A 14,170-nucleotide genomic window follows, 5' to 3' on the forward strand; every position below is an offset into this window, starting at 1 on the left:
CATGGACACGCTCGATACGCTCAAGGCCGAAACCCTGGCCACAATCGCCTCTGCCAATGACAGCGCCGCCCTGGAAGAGGTGCGGGTTGCCGTCATGGGCAAGAAGGGCAAGATCACGGCCCTGATGGGCGATATGCGCAACCTGACCCCGGACGAGCGCAAGGCCCGCGGGGCGGCGCTGAACGCCGTGAAGACCGCCGTGGAAGCTGCGATCGAGGCCCGCCGGGGTGAGCTGAAGAAGATCGAGCTGGAGGCCCGCCTGGCGGCCGAGCGCATCGACGTCACCCTGCCGGCGCGTCCCGAGGTCCAGGGCCGCATCCACCCGATCAGCCAGACGGTGGACGAGATGGTGGCGATCTTCGCCGCCATGGGCTTCACGGTGGCCGAGGGGCCGGATATCGAGACGGACTTCAATAATTTCACGGCGCTGAACATCCCGCCGGAACATCCCGCGCGCCAGATGCACGACACCTTCTATCTGCCACCATCGGCAGAAGGCGCGGCGCGGGTGCTGCGCACCCATACCAGCCCGGTGCAGATCCGCACCATGCTGAAGCAGAAGCCGCCGATCCGCATCATTGCGCCCGGCCGCACCTATCGGTCCGACTATGACCAGACCCACACGCCCGTCTTCCATCAGATCGAAGGTCTGGTGATTGGCGAGGATATCCATATGGGCCATCTGAAGGGCTGCATCCTGGAATTCTGCCGCGCCTTCTTCCAGATTGATGACCTGCCCATCCGCTTCCGCCCCAGCTTCTTCCCCTTCACGGAGCCGTCGGCCGAGGTGGATATCGGCTGTTCGCGCAAGGGTGGGGAACTGAAGCTGGGCAACCATGGCGATTGGCTGGAAATCATGGGGTCGGGCATGGTCCATCCCAAGGTGCTGGAAAATTGCGGCATCGACAGCAGCAAATACCAGGGCTTTGCCTTCGGCATGGGGATCGAGCGCGTGGCGATGCTGAAATATGGCATCCCCGACCTGCGTTCCTTCTTCGACGCCGACCTGCGCTGGCTGCGCCATTACGGCTTCGTGCCGCTGGACCAGCCGAATCTGGCCCAGGGCCTTACCCGCTGAGATGCCGCTGATCGCGGAATTCGACGGGATCAAGGTTCTGATGTATTATCGGGACCATGATCCTCCCCATTTCCATGTGGAGTATGGGGAGGAGGAGGCATTGCTGCGAATTGCGGATATGCAGGTCATTGCCGGGCAACTGCCCGCCCGTGTGTTGCGCCAGGTGATCGGCTGGGCGCAACCGCGACAGCCGGCCCTGGCACTGAACTGGGTGAAATGCCGCAGCCATGCCGTCCCGGACCGCTTGTGAGGTTTGTCCCATGCCTGGATTGCTGCTGAACCGGATTGTTGATGTGCAGGTTGCCAGCGGGGCGCCTTGCCTGACCCTGACCTGGGAGAATGGGCAATCGACCCGCTTCGACATGGCCCCGGTCATTGCGCAGGGGGGCGTGTTTGCGGCCTTGTCCAGGCCCGAATCGTTGGCGAATGTGGCGGTCGGACCGCGCGGTCGCTCCCTGGTCTGGCCCGGGGAGATCGACATGGATGCCGATGCCCTGTGGTTCGATGCCCACCCCGCCGACAATCCCTTCAACCAGCCGGTAGCGGCGGAGTGAGCAGGCTTCTGAAGCGGTGCAAGGAGGCCCGGGCGACATGACCGACGATCAGGGCATGACTGTCGACGGAAGTGAAGGCGGAAAGCCTGACCGTGAGAAGGACTTAAGGCATTCGCTCCTTTCCCGCCTTGAACAGCAGCCGATCAAGATCGGTGCTCCCTGGTCCAGGGAGGAACTATATGACTGATGTCCTCTCTGGCTATTGCTCAATCAGCACGTATAGCTCCCGATAAACGGGACATGGTCGATGTTGGGGGCGGCGGGTGACGTTTGGGAGCCAATATGTCGTCCACATTCTCGACGCTATGGCCACCTACGATATCCTGTCATCCTCGGCATCCTGAGCGTACCACCCGCGCAGGCGCGGGCGTTGATCACCTGCGCCTAAGCCGCTAATCATACAGCCCCTGGCGGGGTACCGCCGGCCCATCATGCTGCTGCGAACGGTTTCCCCATGAAGTTCACCCTTTCCTGGCTGAAGACGCATCTCGACACCGATGCCACGCTGGACCAGATCACCGACGCGCTGACAGCCCTGGGGCTGGAGGTCGAGGGGGTCGAGGATCGGGGCGCCGCCCTGGCCGCCTTCCGCATCGCCCATGTCGTGTCGGCGGAAAAGCACCCCAACGCCGACAAGCTGCGCCTGTGCATGGTCGATACCGGCGCCGGTGAGCCGGTGCAGGTCGTCTGCGGCGCACCCAATGCCCGGGCCGGCATCAAAGTCGTGTTCGCCGCCCCCGGCACGGTGATCCCCGTATCCGGCGACACCTTGTCCGTGGGCTCCATCCGTGGGGTGGAAAGCCGCGGCATGATGTGTTCGGAACGCGAATTGCTGCTGTCGGACGAACATAACGGCATCATTGAACTGCCCGAAGACGCGCCCGTGGGCGGGTCCTTCGCCGATTGGCGCGGCCTGTCCGATCCCGTGATCGAGATCGCCCTGACGCCGGACCGCGTGGATTGCGCCGGCGTGCGCGGCGTGGCCCGTGATCTGGCGGCAAGCGGCCTGGGCACGCTGAAGCCCCTGCCCGTCACCCCGGTGGCGCCCGCCTTCGACAATCCGTTGAAGGTGACGCTGGATCATCCCGGCTGCCCACAGATCGCCTTCCGCCTGATCCGCGGCGTGAAGAACGGCCCCAGCCCGAAATGGCTGGCCGACCGGTTGCTGGCCGTGGGTCTGCGTCCGATCAGCGCCCTGGTCGACATCACCAATTATTTCAGCCTGGACCTGTGCCGCCCGCTGCACGTCTTTGACGCTGCCAGGCTGACGGGCGGTATCAGCCTGCGCCCCACGGCGGAAGGCGACAGGCTGCTGGCCCTGAACGGCAAGGAATATGCCCCGCCCGCCGGCCTGATCGGCATCTATGACGACGCCCACATGATCTCCATGGCCGGTGTCATGGGCGGGGAGACGACGGGGGTGACGGCCGACACGACCGACGTCGTGCTGGAAGTGGCGACGTTCGAGCCGGTGCGCATCGCCGAGGCTGGCCGTGCCCTTCAGCTGGACAGTGATGCCCGTTACCGTTTCGAACGCGGCGTCGACCCGGCCAACATCCTGGAAAAGGTCGAGCTGGCCACCGCCATGATTCTGGATCTGTGCGGCGGCGAGGCCGGGTCCGTCAGCCTGTCCGGCGCGGAGCCGGCTTGGGCGCGCAGCTTGACCCTGCGCCCGGGCCGCGTCGCCCATCTGGGCGGCGTCGATGTGCCGGTGGAGGAACAGGTTCGTATCCTGACCGCGCTGGGCTTCACCGTTGCGCACCGTGACGATGGCGTGCTGGCGGCCGAGGTGCCGTCCTGGCGCCGCGATGTGGAGGGTGAGGCCGATCTGGTGGAGGAGGTGTTGCGCGTCAACGGCTTCGACAAGATCCCGGCCACGCCGCTGCCGCGCGAGGTGGGTACGACGGCCCCGGCCCTGTCATCGGAACAGCGCCGCCGGTCCAATGCCCGCCGCGCCGCCGCCGGCCGCGGGCTGCTGGAAAGCGTCACCTGGTCCTTCGTCGATCCCAAGGTCGCCGCCCTGTTCGATGGCGACAAGGATGAATTGCGCCTGCTGAACCCGATCAGCGCCGATCTGGCCGTCATGCGCCCTTCCATCCTGGGCACCCTGATCCCCGCCGCCGGCCGCAATGCCGCCAAGGGCTTCAAGGATGTCGGCCTGTTCGAGGTCGGCCCCGCCTTCCGCGATGGCAGCGAAAAGGGCCAGGATCTGGTCGTGGCCGGCGTGCGCGCCGGTGCGGCCGTGCCGCGCAACTGGTCCAAGGGCGAACGCCCCGTCGATGCCTTCGACGCCAAGGCCGACGCCCTGGCCATCCTGGAGGCCGCCGGGGCGCCGACGGCCAACCTGCAAGTCACGCGCGACGCGCCGGGCTGGTACCATCCGGGTCGGTCGGGCGTTTTGCGTCTGGGCCCCACGGTCCTGGGCCGTTTCGGCGAAGTGCATCCGGCCCTGCTGGAGGCCCTGGGCGTCACCGGCCCCGTTGTGGCGTTCGAGTTGTTCCTGGATGCCGTGCCGGCACCGAAGAAGAAGGGCGGCACGGCCAAGCCGCTGCTGGCCCTGTCACCGTTCCAGCCCGTGGATCGCGACTTCGCCTTCCTGGTGGCGTCGGCCACCGACAGCGACAAGCTGGTGAAGGCGGCCAAGGGGGCCGACAAGCTGCTGATCAGCGACGTCGCCATCTTCGACGTCTATGAAGGCAAGGGCGTGGATCCGGGCTTCAAGTCGGTCGCCCTGACCGTCACGCTGCAGCCGGTCGACAAGACCCTGACGGATGTGGAGATCGAGGCGGTGGCGACCAAAGTCGTAGGTGCCGTCGCCAAGGCCACCGGCGCGGCGCTGCGCGGCTGACCGGTCACAGCAGCCGCTTCTTTTCGTTGCCTGCGGGGGCGTCGCCACACGCGACGCCCCCTTTATTTTCAGGGCATACATGCGATTATCGCAGGTCAAAGGTGCCCGATTACGCAGACGTCATCAACACCTTACGTTAACGTCATGCTCTAAATTTCCCGCACCCTTACTGAACTCCTACCTCGATATTCTAAGAATGAATTTAGAAATTCTTTCATATATCTACAAAAATAACGAAAGCTAACTCAGTAACACTCAGCGCAATGTCCATTTGGCTTATCATGAATTAAATTGTCTATGCATTATGCCAAGTTGCATACAAATTGATCACCAGAACAGCGGTGCAACAAACCCGTCACATCCCTTGCACAAAAGCAGGCCATCTCTATATCTCGATCATGAAAGGCTTTGCGTTATTATGGGCGCCCTTTCACAATGCCCGTCCAACAAGGACCCACGCTTAACGATGGGCCATGAAGTGCTTGGGAGGGAAAATGCACGCGCTGAAAAATCTGCCCATCGTGTGGAAACTGGTTCTGCCACTGCTGCTGATGGGCATCTTGACCATCGGCACGTCGCTGTACGCCCTGTCGCAGATGGAAGCGGTCGGCGATGAATATCGTGGCATTCTGGGCCGCTCGGAAAGCAGCAAGGCCATCCTGAAGGCGCGGGAAACCGCGACGGACCTGGGGCGCCTGGGCTACACGATGGTAGCGGAGACGGACAGCTTCATCCTGGAAAGCATGACCGACGAAATCGGCCTGAAGCGCGACCAGCTGTTGGGCTTCCTGGATGAAGTGCAGAAGCTGCTGCCCGAGCGCAAGGCCGATATCGACCAGATCCGCGACGATGCCAAGCGCATGCTGGACATCGTGGAACAGGCCCGCCAGTTGGCGCTGGCTGGCAAGGGCAATCAGGCCGCCCAGGTCCTGGTCGACCGGTTCGATGTGAAACTGTCCGACGTGCTGGACAAGCTGGAGGTCACGACAGGCGATGTGCAGGCCGCCATGGATAGCGGCAAGGCCAAGGCCCAGGCCCGCTTCGATCGTGCGCTGATCGTCACACTGATCGTCGGCCTGTCGGGCACGGCCATTGTGCTGGCCCTGGGCATCGCCTTGGGCATGGCCGGCATTTCGCGCCCCCTGCGCCGCATCGTCACCACCATGACCCGTCTGGCCGATGGCGACCTGTCGGTGCATGTGTCGGGCGGCGACCGCAGAGACGAGATCGGCTCCACCGCCCGCGCCCTGGCCGTCTTCCAGAAGGGCATGCGCGAGGCGGAGCGGATGCGCGATGAGCAGGCGGCACTGGAAGCCCGTGTCGAGGCGGAGAAGCGCCAGGCCCTGGTCCGTCTGGCCGACGATTTCGAAGGCAGCATGAACGAGGTGGTCAGCGCTGTTGGCGGGGCGGCCGACCGCATGCGCGGCACGGCGCAGGGCCTGAACAGCGTTGCCGACGAGACCAACCGCCAGTCCGAAGCCGTGGCCAGCGCCGCCGAACAGGCGGCCGAGAATGTGAACACGGTGGCCGCCGCGGCGGAACAGCTGACCGCATCGATCAACGAAATCTCCCGCCGCGTAGCCGAAAGCGCCACCATCGCCCACGATGCCGTGGCAGAGGCTGAACGGTCCAACAGCACCGTCGCCGGTCTGGTCGATGCCGCCCAGCGCATCGGGGAGATCGTGCGCATGATCGGGGATATTGCCAGCCAGACCAACCTGCTGGCGCTGAACGCCACGATCGAGGCGGCAAGGGCCGGAGAGGCCGGCAAGGGCTTCGCCGTTGTCGCGTCAGAAGTGAAGGCGCTGGCCACCCAGACGGCCAAGGCCACGGACGAGATCGGCAGCCAGATCGCCGCCATGCAGTCAGCCGCCGGCAATGCCGCCGGTGCCATCCGCGGCGTCGGCGGCACCATCGACCGCATCAGCTCCATCGTGTCCACCATCGCGGCAGCCGTGGAGGAGCAGGGAGCAGCGACACGGGAGATCGCCAGTTCCGTCGCCCAGGCGGCCAACGGCACCCAGAATGTCAGCACCACCATCGGGGAAGTGACGCGGGCGGCGGCCGAAACCGGCACCATGGCGGGTGACGTGCTGAGTGCCGCCAATGACCTGGTTGACGAAAGCCGGGCCTTGAACCGGCAGGTGGCGCAGTTCGTGGCGAAGGTGCGGGCGGGCTGAAAAAGCCCTGCCCCACCTGCGGGGCCGGCCCTTCCGCGACGTCTTCCATGGTAAACCCATCCAGGGGAATTCTATCCATGGTCCGTCGGACGCTTGCCCTTCTTCTCTGCTTTCTGCTGCCGGCATGGTCGGGGGCCGTTGCCGCCCCTGTCGATTATCGGGTCGGGGCCGAGAATGTCGGCGTGGGCTTTTCCATCCGCTATCTGGCGATGGCCCACGCCACGGGCCGTTTTACCGATGTCGCAGGCAGCTACCGGTTCGATGCTGAAACCGGCACGCTTGATGCCATTGATGTCAGCATTGGCACGGCCAGCGTCGATACCGGCAGCCCCCGCCGTGATGCCGATCTGCGCAAGCCCGGCTTCTTCTGGGTTGACCAATACCCGACCATGCGCTTCCACAGCCTGCGCGCCGTGCGCACGGGTCCCCATGCCGGCCGGATCGAGGGCGAATTGACCCTGCGCGGGATCACCCGCCCGATCGTGCTGATGCTGGCGCTGGCGGATGGAAATGCCACCGCCACCACCCACATCCGGCGCAGCGATTTCGGCCTGCGCGACGGCTTGATCGGCTTCTTCATCGCCGACAATGTGGATATTCGCATCGATATAAGGCAACTCCCCCTGCCTTGATCCTTCGCGACCGCATTTCCGCCAGGATTTGCCGCCATGGAACGACATTTGCGCCAGGACCCGGCATCGGGGTATCAAGGCCATTCAGCAATCAGGGACCGGAAAAATGTGCGGTATCGCAGGCTTTCTTTCCAATCTGGCTTGGCACCGGGACGTTCCGTCCGCCTGGATCGGCGCCTTGTCCGACGCCTTGCGCGCGGTCACGATCGATGATCTGGCCGGGATTGATGAAGCCCTGGACCAGCTGCATGCCCGTTTCGACGATCTGATGGCCTTTGCCACCCATCTGGCCCTGATCCAGCGCCCGGACCTGCGCACCCGCCTGTCGGACGCCGCCACCCGGATCGAAGGACTGGAGGCCGCGGTCAAGGCCAGCGCCTTTGCCCGTGAACCCGCCGCCGAACGTACTGCCGAACGGCTGCGCGATTATGGCTGGCAGTTGCGTAACGAGGTGCTGGCCAATATCGACCGCACCACCGCCCTGATCGGCGGCGTGCCGCAGCCCACCCGTGCCCAGCATTTCACGGCCTGGGCCGTGGAGCAGGTTCTGGAGAATCTCGACCGGCTGGAAGTGCGCGGCCGCGACAGCGCCGGCATTGCCGTGCAACTCCGCCTGCCGGGGCCATTGTCGGATGCGCAACTGACCGATTGGCGCCGGCAGGTGGCCGCCACCGGGCGCGACGCCTTCGACGCTGATGGCGCCGTCACTTTCCATGCCCTGCCCGATGGCGGGGCCACGGCCCGCTTCATCTATAAGGTGGCGCAGCTGATCGGCAAGCTGGGCGACAATGGCGCCACCTTGCGCGCCAAGGTCAGGGCCGATGCCATGCTGTGGGACATGGCCACCCGCACCGATCAGGTGGGTATCCTGGCCCATACGCGCTGGGCTTCGCACGGGGCCATCAACCTGCCCAACTGCCACCCGCAGAATGGCCGTCTGGCCGGTGACAATGCCGCCACCTTGCCGGCCGATGCCGACATCGTCTGCGTGCTGAACGGCGATATCGACAATTATATCGCGCTGCGCGAAGGCCCCGTGCGGGTTGCAGGCCACACCATCGCCCCGCAGGTGACGACGGATGCCAAGATCATCCCCGTGATCTTCCGCCTGACGCCCGGCAAATCGACGCGCGACCGCTTCCTGTCGGCGCTGCGCCAGTTCGACGGGTCGGTGGCCATCGGCCTGCTGCACCCGACCGACCCGCAGCACCTGTATCTGGGCCAGAAGGGCAGCGGGCAGAGCGTGTTCGTGGCCGAGGTCCGCGACGGGCTGATCTTCGCGTCGGAGAATTACGGTCTGGCCCCGCGCGCCCGCGCCTCGGCCGGTATGGCCAAGGTGGAAAAGGGCGGGCTGCAGGTGACCCTGTCCACGGTGGAAGGCGAGCCGGCACTGGACGCCCGCACCATCGATGATGGCGCACCCACCACGATGAAGGCCGACAGTATCGAGATTTTCAGCCGCGACATCTTCCGCGGCGATTTCGAGCATTTCTTTGAAAAGGAAGTGCATGAAAGCGCCTCGTCGGTGCGCAAGACGCTGGTCGGCCGCTATACGCGCGCCGGCCGCGCTGCCAGCTTCGACCTGGGGGCCGACGGCATCTGGGCCGGCCTGCGCCGCCGTCTGGCCGACCCGGCCAAACCCGCCATCCGCCGCATTTTCGTGACGGGCCAGGGCACGGCCGCCATTGCCGGCATGGGGGTGGCCCATCTGCTGCGCCAGGCCCTGGCCGGCACGCCCATCCATGTGGAAGCGGCCAAGGCGTCGGAACTGTCATCCGACCTGGATGGCGTGCGCCTGGATGATGCGCTGGTCATCGCCATCAGCCAGTCGGGCACGACGACCGACACCAACCGCACCGTCGATCTGGCCCGCAGCGCCGGCGCCTGGATCCATGCCATCGTCAACCGCCGCAACAGCCCCCTGGTGCGCAAGTCCGACAGCCACCTGTTCACCAGCGATGGCCGCGACATCGAAATGGCCGTGGCCAGCACCAAGGCCTTCTACAGCCAGGTGGCGGCCGGCAAGCTGACGGCGCTGTGCATCGCCGATGCGCTGGGCACCCTGGCGTCGGTGCAGGTCCATGACGAGCTGGTGGCCCTGGAAGGCCTGCCCGCCCGCATCCAGGAAGTGCTGGATGACGAGGCTTTGATCGCCGCCTGTGCCGAACGCTATGCCCCGCAGAACCGTTATTGGGCCGTGGTCGGCAATGGCCCCAACAAGATCGCGGCCGAAGAGATCCGCATCAAGCTGTCGGAGCTTTGCTACAAGTCGATCCCCGTGGATTTCACGGAGGACAAGAAGCATATCGACCTGTCGACGGAGCCGCTGACCCTGGTCATCGCCAATGACCTGCCGCCGCTGCTGGCCCAGGACACGGCCAAGGAAGTGGCCATCTTCAAGGCCCATGCCGGCAAGCCCATCGTTGTCGCCGCCAAGGGCGAGACCTGCTTCGACAATTATGCCGAAACCGTCATCCGCGTGCCGTCGGCCGGTGCGGGGCTGGATTTCGTGCTGGCGACCGTGGTCGGTCACCTGTGGGGCTTCCACGCCGCCCGCGCCATCGACCGCCGGTCGCAGGGTTTCCGCGCCCTGGGCGTGGCCATCGAACAGGCACTGGTCGAACCGACGCAGCCCCTGACCCCGATCATTGATGCCATCGCCGTGGAAATGCGCCGCATCGCGGAAGGCGAACAGGATGCAGCATTGCCGCCGCGTGCCGTGGCCCAGCTGGCGGCCCTGTCGGCCAGCCTGTCCGGTGCCGATGCCGGCAACCGGGCATCGCTGCTGACCGACGCGTCGACCCTGATGCGCAAGCTGTTCGAGGAGACGAGCCGCCCCGTCGACACGATCCGCCATCAGGCCAAGACCGTGACCGTGGGCATTTCCCGCCCCGCGCGGGAAGTGGCCCCCGCCATCCTGTCGTCCCTGTCGGCACTGGGTGTGTCGCATGAGGCACTGGCCGAGGCCGACCGCCAGACCCTGATTGCCTTCTCCTCCGTCCTGACGGGCGTGACGGGCGCCATCCTTTACAGCCTGACGGGCGAGGGCAAGGACGGCGCGCCCGTGCTGGCCGCAGGGGCCCGCGTGGGCGTGTCGGAAGGGCGGGTGTCGGGCTATGATGGCGGCCGCATGGCCGAAGGCAGCAAGCGCCGCGCCCTGCGTCTGGGCCGCGTCATCTTCTCGGCCGGCGCCAAGGATGGGGAAAATCTGGTGCTGATCCCGTTCTTCACAGGGGCGGAATGGCGCGTGGCGGGGCTGGCCATGCTGCACACGCAGCTGATGGAACAGGCATCCTTGCAGCAGAAGACCGCCCTGCTGAAGGAACTGCACCTGTACGAGGACCTGTTCGACGCCTATCACGACGCCGTGCATGGGGAGGCGCGCGACTTCGCCGCCTTCATCGCCAATGTCAGCCCGCGCGACCTGCTGTTCCGCACCCCCGCCGATCTGGCCAGGCGGGGGTGAGGTGCCTGCCGCCATCCCGGTCGGGGCCCATAGGCGCCAAGTTAAGCTTTGGGCACTTCGTTTTCCGCCCCTTTTCCCGTCACCCCGGCGAAGGCCGGGGTCCAGCGTAAGGCGCGGTCAGCGCCGATAAGACTCATGTCGTGGCTGACGCCACTCTATCCCTGGACCCCGGCCTTCGCCGGGGTGACGGAAAAGGTGAACGGAACAAGGGGAACGGACCTATTGAGCGCCTACCGTTCACATCCGGGGTGGCGGCAGAGAACAGCCTTCAAAGCTGGCGGCCGGTACCATCGGTGCTGGCAAAGACGCTGTGCAGGAACCAGAAGATGAAGGTGGCCAGGAACAGGAAGCCACCCCACTGGCGGCTGACGGTGGCAACACCACCGGCGGCGGCCAGGGCGACGGCATAGACAATCAGGGACTTTTTCATCGGTAACGGCTTTCCATGGGGGCGGTCGCGCGCGGGCACATCAGGCCGCCGCATCGACATCGCCGGTCGATCGGATCAAGGGGACTGGATCAGATGGAAAGCCGGGTGGGCGGACCCGTGGGCATACGGGTGTCGTGACCCGCGCGCGGGTGCGACAGGACCAGCGGTGCAGTGGGAAATGTGAGGCCGGACGTCGCCGGCGCCGGTGGCACGATGCCAGCCGAGGTCAGCGCACGCGGCACCGGATCGCCACCATCCCCGTGGTCGGGATGGCGATCCTCCGTATGGCCCGCCAGCATCGTGACTGGCAGGTCGGGCAGCGATGCGCGCAGGCCACTGCTGGCATGGCCGATGCCTTCGCGGGCCGTGCCGGTATCGCCGGCACCGCCCGTTGTCATGCCCAGCACCCCGCCGGCCACGGCCAGCAGCACCAGCAGGGCCAGGGCCTTCACCCGGTCCGACCATTGGCCGATGCGCCCGCGATGGCGGGTCGGCTTCAGTTGGTCATCAAGGATGGGCAGATCGAACATCGCGCAGAAATGGGAAGTGCCACCCACATGTGCAAGGGGCGGCGTTAACCCGCCCGCGCCATGGCGATGCCCTGCTGCAACGCCTGCGCCATGCGCTCAGCCTTGTCGCGCAGGAAGGCGGCGGCGGGCGGAATGAACAGCCGGTCGGCCGTTTCCGCGAACAGCGCCAGCCAGCGCTGGAAATGCGCGCTATCCAGGCCGGGAATGGCGGCATGCACCTGCATCGGTCGCCCCCCATAACGGCCCGTGCCGCTGGTCACCGACGACCAGAAATCATGCACGCGGCGCAGATGATCGGCCCAGGCTGCATCATCGTCCCCCACCATGGTGGAAAAGACGGGACCCAGCAGCGGGTCCAGCCGGGCGGCCGCGTAGAACTCCACGATCAGCGCGGCCAGACTGGTATCATCGATGCGGACATAGGGGGGGGATCGGATCGCGGCTCATGCCGGTCATCCTACCCCATACTGATGGTCTCAGCCTTGCCCGCGCGGACGGTTTGCGTTGCGCGCGATGCTTGCCTACAATCGGTTTAACAACAAACTGGAAGCATCCATGCCCCGTGGTGACCTGTTCTCCCCGCTTGACCCGTATCAGACCGGCCGACTGAAGGTTGATGACCTCCATACGCTTTATTGGGAACAGTGCGGGAACCCGGACGGGGTCCCTGTGATCTTCCTGCATGGCGGGCCGGGGGCGGGGGCGTCGCCGACCCATCGGCGATTCTTCGACCCCACCTTCTATCGCATCATCATCCTGGATCAGCGCGGGGCCGGCCGGTCCACGCCGCTGGGAGAGTTGAAGGACAACGACATCCCGCATCTGGTCGCCGATCTGGAAGCGCTGCGCACCGCACTGGGCATCCAGCGCTGGATGGTATTCGGCGGGTCCTGGGGATCGACCCTGTCCATCGCCTATGCCGAAACCCATCCGGACCGGGTGATCGGTCTGGTGCTGCGCGGCATCTTCCTGATGCGCCGGCAGGAGATTGACTGGTTCCTCTATGACATGCGCCAGATCTTTCCGGAGGCCTGGAACCAGTTCAACAATTACATCCCCGCCGACGAACGCGGCGACCTGTTGGAAGCCTATTGGAAGCGGCTGGTCCATCCCGACCCGGCCGTGCATATGCCGGCCGCCCGGGTATGGAGCATGTATGAAGGGGCCTGTTCCACCCTGATGCCCAGCCCGGAACTGGTTTCGGCATCGGGGGAGGATAACCACGCCCTGGGGCTGGCCCGGATCGAGGCGCATTATTTCCGCAACAACGCCCTGGCCCCGGAAGACAAGCTGTTGCGCGATGTGCGCAATATTCGGCACATCCCGGCCGTGATCGTCCAGGGCCGCTACGACATTGTCTGCCCCATCCGCACCGCCGACGAGTTGCACCGCGCCTGGCCGGAAGCCGACTATATCGTCATTCCCGACGCGGGCCACAGCGCCATGGAACCGGGCGTCCGCACGGCCCTGGTCCAGGCCACCGAACGGTTCAAGTCCCTGCGCTGAAGTCGGTCACGGCCAGGCTGTGGACAGGCTGACCGTTTTCCTGGCACCGGCGGCCGGGCGTGGGAAGATGCACCTTCTTCCCAGGCTGGCCACCGGATAAAGCTGATGATACGTGGAACTGTCGCTCCCGCCCTGCTGGCCGCCCTGGTCCTGCTGACCGGCTGTACCGCCGGGCGTTCCGTGCTGCCCGCCGGGTCGAAATATGTGGCCCTGGGCAGTTCTTATGCCGCCGGTCCCGGCATTCCCCCGTTCGAGCCGGCGGCCCCTGCCCGCTGCACCCGGTCGGTCCATAATTATGCGCACCAGCTGGCGGCCCGCCGGGGATTGGTGCTGACCGACGCTACCTGTTCAGGCGCCACCAGCGCCGCCGTGCTGGAACCCTGGAAGGAGGTGCCGGCCCAGATCGACGCGGTGGACGCCGATACGCGGCTGGTGACCATCACCATCGGCGGCAATGACGTGTCCTATATCGGCAATCTGATGTCCCTGTCCTGTCAGGTCACGGGCAACAAGGCCGAACCCTGCTGGCCGGTGAAATGGCCGGCGGACGTGGATTTCACCCGCATGCAGGACGGGCTTCGCCACATCGCCGATGCCGTGCGCGCCCGCACCCCGTCCGCCCTGCTGGTCATTGTCGATTACCCCACCGTACTGCCGCCCAGCGGGACCTGTGATGCCACCCCCCTGCCGGACGGGGCCGCCGACCGGTCGCGGGCCACGGCCGACCGGCTGGCGGCGGCCACGGCGGAAGTGGCCAAGGAGAAAGGCGCCCTGCTGCTTCGGGCCGGGGACCTGTCGCGCGATCACGGTGTCTGTGCCGCCGATCCCTGGATGGTGGGCTATCCGGCCGGGCCGGGCGGTGCCGCCTATCACCCCAATCGGACCGGGATGAATGCCGTGGCCGTGGCCTTGGACAAGGCCCTGCCGCGCTGACGCTGTCATGTTC

13 protein-coding genes are annotated in these 14,170 nt (G+C 65.8%); 10 read left to right on the plus strand and 3 right to left on the minus strand.

Features of this window, described 5'->3' with window-relative positions:
- Position 1 precedes the first annotated feature (1 nt).
- From pheS to ACODTW_RS11115, 8 genes are all read left to right on the plus strand, one after another.
- Positions 2-1,078 carry a phenylalanine--tRNA ligase subunit alpha gene (pheS, locus tag ACODTW_RS11080; RefSeq protein ID WP_488946057.1) on the plus strand — a complete coding sequence of 359 codons (1,077 nt, stop codon included), beginning with the start codon at positions 2-4 and terminating at the stop codon, positions 1,076-1,078.
- Position 1,079: 1 nt separating this feature from the next.
- Positions 1,080-1,328: a DUF4160 domain-containing protein gene (locus ACODTW_RS11085; RefSeq protein WP_488946058.1), complete on the plus strand. Its 249-nt coding sequence runs from the start codon at positions 1,080-1,082 to the stop codon at positions 1,326-1,328.
- A 10-nt stretch (positions 1,329-1,338) separates the two neighbouring features.
- Positions 1,339-1,632: a DUF2442 domain-containing protein gene (locus ACODTW_RS11090; RefSeq protein ID WP_488946059.1), complete on the plus strand. Its 294-nt coding sequence runs from the start codon at positions 1,339-1,341 to the stop codon at positions 1,630-1,632.
- Between the two features lie 37 nt (positions 1,633-1,669).
- Positions 1,670-1,819 carry a hypothetical protein gene (locus tag ACODTW_RS11095; protein ID WP_488946060.1) on the plus strand — a complete coding sequence of 50 codons (150 nt, stop codon included), beginning with the start codon at positions 1,670-1,672 and terminating at the stop codon, positions 1,817-1,819.
- Between the two features lie 267 nt (positions 1,820-2,086).
- A complete protein-coding gene (gene pheT / locus ACODTW_RS11100) occupies positions 2,087-4,480 on the plus strand; it encodes a phenylalanine--tRNA ligase subunit beta (RefSeq protein ID WP_488946061.1) in 2,394 nt (797 codons plus the stop codon).
- 494 nt (positions 4,481-4,974) lie between these two features.
- Complete coding sequence (locus ACODTW_RS11105) at positions 4,975-6,660, plus strand: methyl-accepting chemotaxis protein (RefSeq protein ID WP_488946062.1); 1,686 nt, start codon at positions 4,975-4,977, stop codon at positions 6,658-6,660.
- Between the two features lie 77 nt (positions 6,661-6,737).
- Positions 6,738-7,292, plus strand: a complete 555-nt coding sequence (locus tag ACODTW_RS11110) for a YceI family protein (RefSeq protein ID WP_488946063.1) — start codon at positions 6,738-6,740, stop codon at positions 7,290-7,292.
- Positions 7,293-7,398: 106 nt separating this feature from the next.
- Positions 7,399-10,758, plus strand: coding sequence for an SIS domain-containing protein (locus ACODTW_RS11115; RefSeq protein WP_488946064.1), 3,360 nt, complete (start codon positions 7,399-7,401; stop codon positions 10,756-10,758).
- 268 nt (positions 10,759-11,026) lie between these two features.
- On the opposite strand, the gene ACODTW_RS11120 is transcribed toward ACODTW_RS11115, so the two are convergent.
- From ACODTW_RS11120 to ACODTW_RS11130, 3 genes are all read right to left on the minus strand, one after another.
- A complete protein-coding gene (locus ACODTW_RS11120) occupies positions 11,027-11,188 on the minus strand; it encodes a hypothetical protein (protein WP_488946066.1) in 162 nt (53 codons plus the stop codon).
- 89 nt (positions 11,189-11,277) lie between these two features.
- Positions 11,278-11,718, minus strand: a complete 441-nt coding sequence (locus ACODTW_RS11125; RefSeq protein ID WP_488946067.1) for a hypothetical protein — start codon at positions 11,716-11,718, stop codon at positions 11,278-11,280.
- Between the two features lie 44 nt (positions 11,719-11,762).
- Positions 11,763-12,101 (minus strand): group III truncated hemoglobin, encoded by a 339-nt coding sequence (locus ACODTW_RS11130; RefSeq protein ID WP_488946068.1) that lies wholly within the window; start codon positions 12,099-12,101, stop codon positions 11,763-11,765.
- A gap of 172 nt (positions 12,102-12,273) precedes the next feature.
- On the opposite strand from ACODTW_RS11130, the gene pip reads away from it, so the two are divergent.
- Both pip and ACODTW_RS11140 read left to right on the plus strand, forming a co-directional pair.
- Positions 12,274-13,224 (plus strand): prolyl aminopeptidase, encoded by a 951-nt coding sequence (gene pip, locus ACODTW_RS11135; protein ID WP_488946069.1) that lies wholly within the window; start codon positions 12,274-12,276, stop codon positions 13,222-13,224.
- A gap of 105 nt (positions 13,225-13,329) precedes the next feature.
- Positions 13,330-14,157 (plus strand): SGNH/GDSL hydrolase family protein, encoded by an 828-nt coding sequence (locus ACODTW_RS11140; protein ID WP_488946070.1) that lies wholly within the window; start codon positions 13,330-13,332, stop codon positions 14,155-14,157.
- The last annotated feature ends 13 nt before the right edge of the window (positions 14,158-14,170 follow it).

The organism is Niveispirillum sp. FG148, assembly GCF_057809655.1.

Coding starts and splice junctions, on each gene's coding strand:
- ACODTW_RS11115 (WP_488946064.1), top strand. CDS start 7,399: ATGTGCGGTATCGCAGGCTTTCTTTCCAATCTGGCTTGGCACCGGGAC.
- ACODTW_RS11120 (WP_488946066.1), bottom strand. CDS start 11,188: ATGAAAAAGTCCCTGATTGTCTATGCCGTCGCCCTGGCCGCCGCCGGT.
- ACODTW_RS11085 (WP_488946058.1), top strand. CDS start 1,080: ATGCCGCTGATCGCGGAATTCGACGGGATCAAGGTTCTGATGTATTAT.
- pheS (WP_488946057.1), top strand. CDS start 2: ATGGACACGCTCGATACGCTCAAGGCCGAAACCCTGGCCACAATCGCC.
- ACODTW_RS11110 (WP_488946063.1), top strand. CDS start 6,738: ATGGTCCGTCGGACGCTTGCCCTTCTTCTCTGCTTTCTGCTGCCGGCA.
- ACODTW_RS11125 (WP_488946067.1), bottom strand. CDS start 11,718: ATGTTCGATCTGCCCATCCTTGATGACCAACTGAAGCCGACCCGCCAT.
- ACODTW_RS11095 (WP_488946060.1), top strand. CDS start 1,670: ATGACCGACGATCAGGGCATGACTGTCGACGGAAGTGAAGGCGGAAAG.
- pheT (WP_488946061.1), top strand. CDS start 2,087: ATGAAGTTCACCCTTTCCTGGCTGAAGACGCATCTCGACACCGATGCC.
- ACODTW_RS11105 (WP_488946062.1), top strand. CDS start 4,975: ATGCACGCGCTGAAAAATCTGCCCATCGTGTGGAAACTGGTTCTGCCA.
- ACODTW_RS11090 (WP_488946059.1), top strand. CDS start 1,339: ATGCCTGGATTGCTGCTGAACCGGATTGTTGATGTGCAGGTTGCCAGC.
- pip (WP_488946069.1), top strand. CDS start 12,274: ATGCCCCGTGGTGACCTGTTCTCCCCGCTTGACCCGTATCAGACCGGC.
- ACODTW_RS11140 (WP_488946070.1), top strand. CDS start 13,330: ATGATACGTGGAACTGTCGCTCCCGCCCTGCTGGCCGCCCTGGTCCTG.